Raw genomic sequence first — 11,531 nt, forward strand, 5'->3', positions numbered from 1 at the left:
ACATATCTCTCTTTTATGTAATCCGTTCCTCATTACTTCACTTAACCGGTCACATCCACTTCCTTAATGTGACCGTTTTTCCTCTACCTTTACCCTTGCTCAAGAAAAATACTCCAATAAAAAAAGCTGTAAAACCATTTGGCTTTACAGCTTTGTTGCATTCCTTATTTTAAGATTTCATCAATCATATTCAGTTCTGCTTCACTGAAATCAAGACGGTTCAGCGCAGCGACGTTTTCTTCAATTTGGCTGACCTTGCTCGCGCCAATTAGCGCTGAGGTTATTTTCTGTTCCCTGAGCACCCAGGCAAGTGCCATCTGGGCAAGTGACTGGCCACGTTCCTGAGCAATTTCATTTAATTGTCTAACCTTAGCAAGAACTTCTTCAGATACATCTCCTTCATTCAGGAAACTGTTTGGCTTCAACGCTCTGGAGTCTTGTGGAATTCCATTGATATACCTGTTTGTCAGCAACCCTTGCGCCAATGGAACAAATGCGATCGATCCGACTCCTTCATCTTTAAGCAAATCAGTCAGGCCATCTTCTACCCAGCGGTTAAACATCGAATAAGCAGGCTGGTGGATCCGCAATGGAGTACCCAGGTCTTTTAAAATTCCGATAGCCTGTTTCGTTTCCTCGACACCATAATTGGACAGTCCTACATACAAAGCTTTACCCTGCCTCACAACATGATCTAGTGCAATCATTGTTTCCTCTAATGGAGTTTCCGGGTCTGGTCTGTGATGGTAGAAAATATCAACATAATCAAGTCCCATCCTTTTCAGGCTTTGGTCCAAGCTGGATACGAGGTATTTCCTTGAACCCCAGTCACCATAAGGGCCCGCCCACATGCCATAACCAGCTTTCGTCGAAATCACCATTTCATCACGGTATCCTGAAAAATCCTTCTTAAGAATTGCACCAAAGTTCTCTTCTGCAGAACCTGGTGGGGGACCATAGTTATTCGCAAGATCAAAATGAGTGACGCCAAGATCAAAAGCTCTTCTGATTAATGAACGGCCATTTTCAAAAGTATCCTGGCCTCCGAAATTGTGCCATAGGCCCAGGGAAATTGCAGGCAATTTAAGGCCTGACTTTCCACATCTGTTATACACCATTGATTCATAGCGGTCGTTGCTTGGTTGATATGCCATTTGTTTTTAAACCTCCATAAAATACTTTTTTTTACCATCCCAACGGGTCGGCTTGCAGCTTTTCTTCCCAAATCTCCTCTATCTTCTCAGCCTTTTCAACAGAGATACTTTTAGCTGAAGCAGATAAATTCTCAATCAGCTGCTCAAGATTCTTGTTTCCAGGAATGACTGTAGAGACCTCCTGATAATACAGAATATACCTTAAAGCCAACTGGATCAGCGATTCTTCAGGTTCGAGCATTTCCTTAAGGACAGGAAGGAGCTCTGCTCTTTTCCTAAGCTGATCCTTGTCCCAACGGCTCCGTATGTCTGTAAAAACACTGGTTTCGTCATACTTTCCTGATAGCCACCCAGAATCAAGCGGAACTTTTACAATCAGACCTACATTTTTTTCCGCTGCCTTCTTGAAGGCTTGTCTTGGCTCCTGATGAAAAATGTTGAACATTACCTCAATAACCTGGCTTCTGGTATTCCGAAGCAGCTCGTCCATTTCTCTTGCAGAGTCCACTGAAGCTCCATAAGCCCGGATCTTTCCTTCCTGCTTGAGTGACTCTAACACCTCAAAATGATCTGTGCTTCCATTCAGGATTTCAAACGGAGGATTATGCAATAAAATTGAATCCAGGTAATCCGTTTTGAGACGACGTAAGCTATCTTCGACCGAACTGCGGATCTTCTGTGAATCAAAATTGAGGGTGTTATCCGGATGATGCCCAAACTTGCTATTAATCACCGCCTCGCTCCTTCTTCCAGTAAGAGCTTTCCCAAGCAATGACTCACTATTACCACCGCCATAATTCGGAGCTGTATCAAAGAAATTGCAGCCCTGATCAAGCGCTTCATGCACAAGCCTGATTGCTTGATTGTCCTCCATACCTTCCCAGTCCCTGGCGTTCCCGAGCTGCCATGCACCAAAACCAACTTCCGACACCTTTATCCCTGTGCTTCCAAGCTGTCTGTAATTCACCTTCTTGCCCTCCTCTCAAAAATCAACGATCATGCTGTTTGCACCCTTTCATCAACCAGCACCTTCTTCTCCCAGACACGACTTCTCCATCTGATATACATGATGATTCCTCTGAACCATTCATCAATGATAAAGGCAATCCAAATGCCAGAAAGGCCATATCCCAAGTAGATTCCCAGGAAATAGGCGAGCGGCACACTGATTCCCCACATCGAGACAAAGGCCATTTTTACCGGGAATACCGCATCTCCTGCTGCCCGGAGAGAACTGATCACGACTATGTTGAAGGTTCTCCCAGGTTCAAGGAGTAAACAAAGGAGCAGAACCTTGCTTCCTTCCCTGATAATGTCCTTATTATCAGTAAAAATCCCTAATATAGGTTCTCTGATTGCAACGATTACCACGGTGATCGCCATCGTGATTATGATACTAAGTTTCAAGCTTTTCAATAGCTGGTGATAGGCTTTATCAAATTCTCTTGCACCGACCTTGTATCCTATTAGTATTTGCGTTCCCTGGCCTATCGCGATTCCGAAAAGCATCATGAAGGACATGATGTTAAAGGTGTATACCCTTGTTGTCAGGGCCATAGCCCCCAGCAACCCAATAATGACGGTGATCGCCATCTGGCTGGTGTTATACACAACATTTTCGCCAGCGGAAGGAACACCTATCTTCAAAATCTTTTTGATAAAAGATTTATTGAAGTTCAGGTAGTCTTCTAAAGCAATCCTCATAGGTAGCCTGCGGTATAGTAATCGGAATATTAGAATCACTGCGATTGCACGGGATATGGCTGTCGAAATAGCCACACCCTGAACACCCATTTCCGGAACACCGAATAGTCCATATATAAATAGACTGTTCCCAGCAAGGTGAATGACATTCATTATAATTGAAATGAACATCGCCTCTTTCGTTAACCCATTTGCCCGCAGTATGGCTGACGCAGTAACTAGAAGCGCCTGGGTAAAAAGTGTTCCGCCAACAATCGTCAGATACTGTTGAGCCAGCCGGTGTATTTCCGGTGTTAGATTGAACATCTGCAAAAACAAATCATTGAAACCGACAACAATTACACTGACCAATACTCCAAATATAAGATTAAGAGAGAGCGAGAGACCAGATATCTTCCTTGCATCCACTTGAAGTCCTGCTCCAAGGTTTTGTGATACTAAAACTGCAGTCCCTGTGGCAACAAAACCAAATACGAGGATCATGAAAAATACGAGCTGATTGGCTACCCCTACAGCCGCAACAGCTTCGTCCGAAATATGGGATAGCATGAAAGTATCAGTGCTCCCCATTAACATATGCAAGAACATTTCTATAAAAATAGGCCAGGTAAGTGCTAATAAGCCAACCTGTTTAGGCAGACTGTTATTTTTCTGTAAATTCATATTGCATTTTCCACCTTTAAAAGTTCCCTTTGATAAAAAAAGGGGGTATATTACGCTGACCTCGGCTCATTCAACTTTGATTGTTAAATTTTAAAGCAACGCAATGGAATAGAAGGATAAGAGGCAGAAAAGACTTGCTGTTCTGCCTCTCGATTTCGACCATTATTGAATTTTATTGACGCATTTTATAATTATTCGACCACATTTTGAGTTTTATTGGCGAATTTTAAAATTATTCGACCACATTTTGAATTTTATTGGCGCATTTTATAATTATTCAACCACATTCCCAATTATTTCGACCAATTCCATCCAGCCGCTAATTAACTTAATTTTTTGTGATGCTTTACATTGTTCAGAAAGACATTTGTTGCCGCATTTCCATCTAAAATATTGCCAAGTTCAAAAACGATTTTTCTATCATCAAATGTTTCTTCGGTCATAAAACACTATATGGAGCTCTCGAGCGTCTTCAGAAACAGATGCGGTTGCAGCTGTATCGCCGGCCGAGCAATTCCAGAACATCAGACGATCCATGCCCTGATCTAATGTTCCGTTATAAACATGGTTCCCATTTGGCAGCGGCTGTTTAGGCGCATCTTCGTTTACAGGTGTCCCGGTGATATGCTCAACTCTCACATTGCCGATCCATACTGGATTCGTTCCATTCGCGCCAAGGTTGAATTCAAGCCTTGACGCGATAACCGTTTCATTCAGCATTTCAAAAGTGAATTCATAGTTTTTCAGTTCATCAGAAAGCTGGAAGGACTCCTCATTTGAATACTTCACCCAGCCTCGTTTCTCGCCGTTTTATCTTTAGGGGTTGCGATACTGGCTGCAGGCAAAATCATCACGGCACTCAATAAAAGAGCCAGGGTTTTCTTCATACGAATTCCTCCTTCATTATTTTACAAGCGTTAACAGCTTTCTAAAAAAAACCACCTCCTTTTCATGTAATTCACTTAGCGTAAAGCACATTTTGTCATGACAAGGAGGTGGCAGAGCTTAACTTTCTATAATGAATGTTGTAATCGAATGAGCAGGCAGTTCGGCTTTGGCAGCATTGCCTCCGACACATAGTGAGAATGACTCTGTAGCGTCTGCATCATTCATAACGACTGCGACAATGGAGCCATCTTCATTTTGGAATGATACTGCTTTTAAAGATTCATGGTTAAGTTCATGTGCAATTCTTACTGCATTCGGCTTGATGTACTTGCTGAAATGTCCAATATAATAAAAGGAACTGTTATAGTGAATTTCACCAGTTTTTGTATCAGCGATCACTGGAGCGTCACAATAATTGCCGACATGGTTCGGCCCACCCTGTTCGTTCAGGACAATATTCCAGTCAATCCAGCCTTCTAGCCAGTTGTTGATATCGCCCATGATGTTTCTGGCGTACCGTTCTCCTGTATGCCAGGCACCAAGCTGGACTCCACCCTCGATACATCCTTCGGTAAAAATCAGATGCTTATCAGGAAAATCTTCATGGATCTTGCTTAAGTTCTCGAACTCCTCAGAAACATACCAGTGCAGCCCAGTACCCCAAATATATTTTGAAGCCTCAGCGTCTGATAAAATCGTCTTTGCCCGCTCATAAGCTATATCCCGATTGTGATCCCAGATGATGATTTCCTTATCACCCAGGCCTTCATGCTCCATGACAGGTCCCAAATGATTTTTCACAAAGTCACGTTCTTCTTCCGCTGTATATCTGCACGAATCCCAGACCTGTGTTGCTTCCGGCTCATTCTGGACAGTGATTCCCCAAATCGGGATTCCTTCTGATTCCATCGCCTTGATGTATTTCGTGTAATACAAAGCCCATGTGCTATAAAACTCTGGCTTCAGCTTTCCGCCGTTATTCATTTCATTATTTGTTTTCATCCATGCTGGAGGGCTCCATGGAGATGAGAGAATAGTAAGCTCTTCGCCTCTTGCCTTCACAGCATCCTTGATAAGCGGCAATACGTATTTTTGTTCACGTTCGATTGAAAAGGTCTTTAATTCAACGTCATTCTCTTCCACATAGGTGTAGTTCTCTAATGCAAAGTCACAGCTATGGATATGGGTTCTGCCCAGGCTGTAACCAAGACCTGTTTCCTGGTTAAAATAGCTGTCGATTACTTTTGCTCGTTCTTCCCCGGAAATTTGCGCCAGTGTGTAAGCAGCTGCTTCTGTAAAAGCTCCCCCGAATCCCATGAAGCTTTGATACTTCGTTTCTGGATCAAGGTTCATGACGATCTTTTGTTCATCATTTCTATTACCAACAGGAGCATAACCCTTGTCAGCAAAGCGGTCACCGGTGTTTTTAGCAGTTTGGATTACTTGGATTTTCATCTATCAGCACCTCGTCTCATTAGTCTAAGTAAACGTCGATTCTTGCAATTTCCCCATTCCTGACAGCTTTTGCATACAGTTCAGGCAAGTGTGTGCCATCTACCGTGACCTCTTCACCATTAAGGTGAAGCACATATCTAGCTGTCCTGGCACCATCCATACCGAATGTGTTTCTTCTTGTTGGATTATGGTAGGTTACCTGAATCTTGCCGAGCATTGTAAATTGCACCTTGCCCTCTGAATCAAAAAGCCATGAAGGAAGAATCGGCTCAAGCTTCAGCGTCAACCCTTCTTCGTTTACGTCAAAAAGCTTTTTCCCCATCATCATCAACTGCCAGATGCTTAAGAATTCAGCTGTTGTTCCACTCAGCCTCGCAACGAATCCTTGTCCATGGAGACTGGAATCAGGGTTCACGCTGCTCGCAATAAAGGATGAATTTTCTAGGACGCTTCTTCCGTACACTTCCGCATCCATGAACGGTGGCATTGCATAGTTGATATCTTCATAGAATTCTTCATACAATCCGGACTTCAAGACACTCAGCAGATACTTGAATTCCATGTGCATGAAGATGGATTCCCGCTCAAGCCAGCCTGGAGTGAAAGCCCTCGCACGGCCGATATCAAAGGTTTGGTCTTCAAGAGAACCAGAAGTTTTGTACATTTTCAGCTTACTGTCGTAAATTTCCGAGTTCCTTACATGCTGATATGTCGACAAGGCTGTTTGGTGATCAGCAGTCTTCAATGCCCTTGCTGGACCTTCAAGGAAATGCGGCAGAACAGACACTTCAAAGCTATTGACTCTGACTAAAGGCAAGCCTTTTTTATTCAGTTTTCCATTACCGTTTTCATCCACGATCTTTTCCCAGTCAACAGCTTCGAAGGAAAAATAGGTTGGAATTAACCCATTACCAAGCTCAGTTGCCTTGTCAATTCCCGCTTTTGTTTTAAGAAGCATTTGCTTTGCATAATCAGTAAGCTTTTTCAACTCGATATTCTTTTCCGTACCTTCAAAACCGTTTTTCACTAACTCGCGATATTTTTCACGGGCAGTCGCTGTTTGATTCCAGTAGCTGTATTCATCCAGCTCGCCATTTTCAAATTGACTTAGGAATTCCACAACTGACACAGCCAGATCGACTACTTCTGCAGGAAGAGTGATCTCAAGCTCGCCAGCCTCTCCAGAAGCGATGACAAATTCGAGCAGGCGTTTCAGCTCTAATGTCTCACTCATTGCTGAACCGAATATTCCTGGCAGGCCATTCATTGAATCATTCCAGCCTGGCTTATTCGCTTCCATTTCCACACCCATACCATAAGGATCCAGTGTCGAAAATTTGAGCAGTGCTAGTGAAAACAGTTTGCTGTAAAGATTGGATGTAAAGAATTCACCGTCAGGTCTCCTCAACCAATTTGACCCTTGCTGATGTCCAAATTCAGTGATGGCATCGTATTGACGAACCTTGCCATTAGCCAGGACATATTTTTCAGAACGCGGATTCACAAATACAGGGCTGTGAAAGTATTTGTAACTGTAATCATCAAACAGTAACTGCGCCTTATTTTCCGGATACACCTTCAAATAGTTTTCAACCAGGTCAAGATTGTACGTCCAGTGGTCCATCCAGTATCCTTCTCCAAACTCCGCTTCGATGTTCTGGGAGCTCCTTGAAAGGACTTTTTTCAGGAAATCCGGAAGTGAGCATGCAAGCTGAATATCGCTGTCTGATATCGTTTGAAGTAAATCGCCTGGTGTATAGGTTCCGCTCAGCTTCTTTTTAATGAATTCAGCATCCTTTTGCTGAGGAACCAGCTCATCCAGCCATCCCCAATCAGACTGATCTTTTAGTTCAAAGCTTGCTCCTTTTACAACGAGCGGGTTATAACCATCCGCCTGGATCAGGCTCATGAACAGCTTGATATTGTAGTCTCCCGTCTCAGGGTGGAAAAACACATCATTCCTGCGATTTTGGTTCACATCACGGAAGTTGCCATTCCCCTGCGAGAAGAATTCAGGCGCAAGCGAGAAAAAGTTGTAATCCCGCTCCAGGTCTCCGTGCTTTCGGGAAAAAACATAATAAGTAAAGGCTGAATCATCCGTCTCCAATGCAATTGGAAAGCCGCCGCGCAACACATTGTCAAGGTAGCTTTGGTTTACATAGGCATCAAATAACGGTGACGCTGTCTTTGTTTCAACATCCTTCGTAATTTCCGTAACAAGACTTTGCGCTTCTTCGTACTTTATTTCCATATATTTGCGAGCTCTTATGTCAGCTTCTTTTGCATTGATGATTTCAATATCTTTCACATGGCCGATCAGCGTATGGAAGCTCAGTTTCCCACCTTGCTCAAGCACTCTCCCCATGCCGGAGAAACCGCAAGGAACCTTATTGGAGGTTACCGGCTCAGCAGCTAATACCTCTTTAATAGAAACTTTCTCAAACTCGTCAGGATAAGACAGCGAACTGTTCGAGCCGAAAATCAAATCTACATCCACAATTGGTTTGATTAACTGTCCTTCATCATCAAAGCTTAAATAAAAATGTCCCTTTGAAACCTCTTCGACTTCTGCCGAATCATTCGTTGATGACCGGACTCGGTAGTATGGAATGCCATTTTCAAGATTGAATACATCCATCCAGCTTTTCAGCGTATTTCCAACTGCTTTATAGGCAGCGTCATCAATTCCGAACGGGATGATCGCGGGAAGCCCATCAAGGATCTCAAATTCCAGCGTTCCCCCAGAAAGATTTTCGACTTCTACCTTTCTCGCAAGAGCTCCAAAATTCTCATTCGGAAGCGTGAAATACGTTACGACTGTTTTCACACCATATTGATGGTTGATTTCTTCCAGCTTCATTTCATTTTCTTTTATAGACATCGTCCTCTTTCGGTCTTTTTTGCTGCCGTATGAAGAGAATGGCTCGAAAACGGTACTTCCATTCAGCTTGATGAATGTGCGGAAACCATTGGTTGCTACACGCTGATACGCCTGGTTTGCCGGGAAAAATTCAGTTATAGCATGATTCTTATCCTGCACACCGAAGCTGACGATTCCCTGTCCACGGTTTACGTAAAAAGCCCAAATAGGTATCCCGTATAACCCTGCTAAACCAGGAAGGAAGCTCGAGAATGTTTTTGCCTGGTCAAATTCCTCAATTACAAGATATTGTTTATCATCAAAGCGGTATCTTTCCATTATTGATCACTCCGAAGTCATTGGATTTTAGATTGAACGGTTACTGATAATTTCGGCATAGCGGTAACCGCTATCCTTAAGGATTCTTTCCTGAGTTTCAAAATCAACATAAGTGATTCCAAAACGTTTGTCGTAGCCAAATGCCCATTCAAAATTGTCGAGCAATGACCATAGATAATATCCAGCGATGTTCATGCCCTCTTCATTAAGCTCAGCAACCGCCCAGATATGTTTTTCAACATAGTCCTGTCTCTCGGAATCATGGACTCGGTGGTCGTCTGATACTTGATCATCGAACGCAGAACCGTTTTCGGTTATATAGATTGGCAGATTCGTATACTCTTTGCGCAAGCGATGTATCAGCTCTTTAAATTCAGACGGCGAAATATCCCATCCCATTCCTGTCTTCGAATAATCTGAGTATGCACTCATGAACAAGAAGTCAGATGCTGCATTGAATTCAACAAGACTGCGATTATAATAGTTGATTCCAAAGAAATCACACTCAATCGATATCTTCTCCAAATCGCCTTCCTGGATAAAATCAAAGGAGTGGACGTATTTGGAGAACAGATTCATCATGTCGACTGGGTAAGACCCTTTTAATACAGGATCAAGGAACCAGCGGTTTGTATAGCCGTCAGCATTATTAGCCGCCAGCCGATCATTTGCAGAATTGCTTGCCGGATACACCGGTGACAGATTCAGTGTAATCCCGATCGGAGTTGCTGAAGCAAACTTGCCTTTCAGCAGGGAAACCGCCTCACCATGAGACAGAAGTATATGGTGAACAGCTTTAAGCGCCTCTTCCATATTGGTATGCCCTGGTGCATGAACACCCTGATGATAACCGAGGAAACCTGCGCACCACGGTTCATTATGGGTAATCCACATTTCTACATGCTCATCAAGTTCCTCAAAGCATTTCTCAGCATACTCCATGAACCAATCGACGGATTCTCTGTTTGTCCAGCCTCCCTTTTCATGCGCCCACATTGGCAAATCCCAATGGTAAAGGGTAACAGCAGGCTTGATTCCACTTTCGATCAGGCGTGCAATAAGCTTTTTATAAAAGTTCATTCCTGCTTCGTTAAATTTCCCCTGCTCTGGGAAAATCCTTGGCCAGGCAATCGAAAACCGATAAGAGTCCACACCAAGCGTTTTTAAAATTTCAATATCCTTTTCATATAAATGGTAATGATCACATGCAATATCCCCGTTATCCATATTGAAGACCTTTCCGGGAGTCCGGGAAAACGTATCCCATATAGAAAGACTTCTGCCATCTTCCTGATAGGCCCCTTCAATTTGATAGGATGATGTTGCTGTGCCGAAAATAAAATCTCTTGAAAATCTAGTCATCCTTTTCTCACCTCAAACGTTATCAGGCTTCTCTCTTGTAAACTTTGATGTAATCAACTGTCATTCGCTGCGGGAACTGCGTTGTGTCATCAGGATATCCCGGCCATTTTCCCCCGACAGCAAGATTCAGCTGGAGATAAAAATCACGATCAAACGGCGCGAATCCAGGTTGCTCATTTTCAGAGCCTTCAGCCTTACTGAACCATTCAGTCTGCCTTGCGTACAGGACATCATCTACATACCATCTGAATTCGCCTGGTTCCCAATCAAGGGTGAAGACATGGAAATCACCAGAGAATTTCTTACCTTCAGGAAGAGTGAAGTTCTCTCCTGTGTAGGTGTGAGGCATGCCATAATGAAGCGTTCCATAAACCGTACCAGGTTGATGGCCGATACTCTCCATGATGTCGATTTCCCCGCAGGCTGGCCATCCAGTATACTTTTCCATATCCTCTGGCATCATCCAGATTGCAGGCCAGATTCCCTGGCCTTCAGGCAATTTAGCCCGAAATGAGAATCGTCCATATGTCCAGGCTGCCTTGCCTCTGGTCGTCAATTTCGCGGATGTGTAATCCATCCCTTTATACTCCTCTTTCCTGGCCTCAAGTACCAGCATGCCATTCTCAATTCGCGCGTTTTCATTCCGTCTTGTATAGTACTGGGATTCATCATTCCCGAAGCCATTGCCGGCCTCAACATAATTCCATTTGTTTTCATCTATCTCAGAAAGATTAAAGTTCTCTTCCCAAACTAACTTCCACTCCGCTTCAGAATTTGAAAGCGTCATCATTTCTTTGTCTAAATTGTCCTGTTTTTTTAGTCCCACCTAAACCGCCCCTTCCTGAAAAAAACTCGATGCTGTGAATAAAAATATCTCAATTCCTATTCTACCTTTGCCAGTCCTGCATCTTGAGATAGAGAATTTTGTTTAGGGTGTCAATATTTTAGAAGAGCGTAATTCTACGTGAAAGCACTTCCAAAAACTCCTAAAAAGGTGGGTAGTTTTATGTGATGCCGGCAAAAATGGAGTCATTCCGTTGAGTTGTCCAAACTTGTGGTTACTTCGGACAAAATGTTGTCGCGAGTACGAGTTTTTGGCAGAACCT

The 11,531-nt window shown here is 43.3% G+C and carries 8 protein-coding genes; all 8 read right to left on the reverse strand.

The features are described from left to right. Window positions 1–164: 164 nt before the first annotated feature. The 8 genes from mgrA to TY49_RS12190 all read right to left on the reverse strand — a co-directional run bounded on the left by mgrA (window position 165) and on the right by TY49_RS12190 (window position 11,251). The gene (gene mgrA / locus TY49_RS12155; protein ID WP_041966182.1) at window positions 165–1,154 is read right to left on the reverse strand and encodes an L-glyceraldehyde 3-phosphate reductase; all 990 of its coding nucleotides are present in this window, start codon (window positions 1,152–1,154) and stop codon (window positions 165–167) included. A gap of 31 nt (window positions 1,155–1,185) precedes the next feature. Then, window positions 1,186–2,121 carry an aldo/keto reductase gene (locus tag TY49_RS12160; RefSeq protein WP_041966183.1) on the reverse strand — a complete coding sequence of 312 codons (936 nt, stop codon included), beginning with the start codon at window positions 2,119–2,121 and terminating at the stop codon, window positions 1,186–1,188. Between the two features lie 29 nt (window positions 2,122–2,150). Further along, on the reverse strand, window positions 2,151–3,521 hold the full coding sequence (locus TY49_RS12165; protein ID WP_041966184.1) for an MATE family efflux transporter: 1,371 nt from the start codon (window positions 3,519–3,521) through the stop codon (window positions 2,151–2,153). A gap of 423 nt (window positions 3,522–3,944) precedes the next feature. Beyond that, window positions 3,945–4,310: a hypothetical protein gene (locus TY49_RS12170; RefSeq protein WP_041966185.1), complete on the reverse strand. Its 366-nt coding sequence runs from the start codon at window positions 4,308–4,310 to the stop codon at window positions 3,945–3,947. Between the two features lie 216 nt (window positions 4,311–4,526). Continuing rightward, window positions 4,527–5,864, reverse strand: a complete 1,338-nt coding sequence (locus TY49_RS12175) for a glycoside hydrolase family 30 protein (RefSeq protein ID WP_041966186.1) — start codon at window positions 5,862–5,864, stop codon at window positions 4,527–4,529. A 19-nt stretch (window positions 5,865–5,883) separates the two neighbouring features. After that, the gene (locus TY49_RS12180; RefSeq protein ID WP_041966187.1) at window positions 5,884–9,063 is read right to left on the reverse strand and encodes a hypothetical protein; all 3,180 of its coding nucleotides are present in this window, start codon (window positions 9,061–9,063) and stop codon (window positions 5,884–5,886) included. 27 nt (window positions 9,064–9,090) lie between these two features. After that, window positions 9,091–10,425, reverse strand: a complete 1,335-nt coding sequence (locus TY49_RS12185) for a GH1 family beta-glucosidase (protein WP_041966188.1) — start codon at window positions 10,423–10,425, stop codon at window positions 9,091–9,093. Between the two features lie 22 nt (window positions 10,426–10,447). Next, window positions 10,448–11,251, reverse strand: a complete 804-nt coding sequence (locus TY49_RS12190; RefSeq protein ID WP_052442175.1) for a glycoside hydrolase family 16 protein — start codon at window positions 11,249–11,251, stop codon at window positions 10,448–10,450. Between the last annotated feature and the right edge of the window lie 280 nt (window positions 11,252–11,531).

Origin of the sequence: Mesobacillus selenatarsenatis SF-1 (genome assembly GCF_000813125.1) — a bacterium.
Classification (GTDB): domain Bacteria; phylum Bacillota; class Bacilli; order Bacillales; family Cytobacillaceae; genus Mesobacillus; species Mesobacillus selenatarsenatis.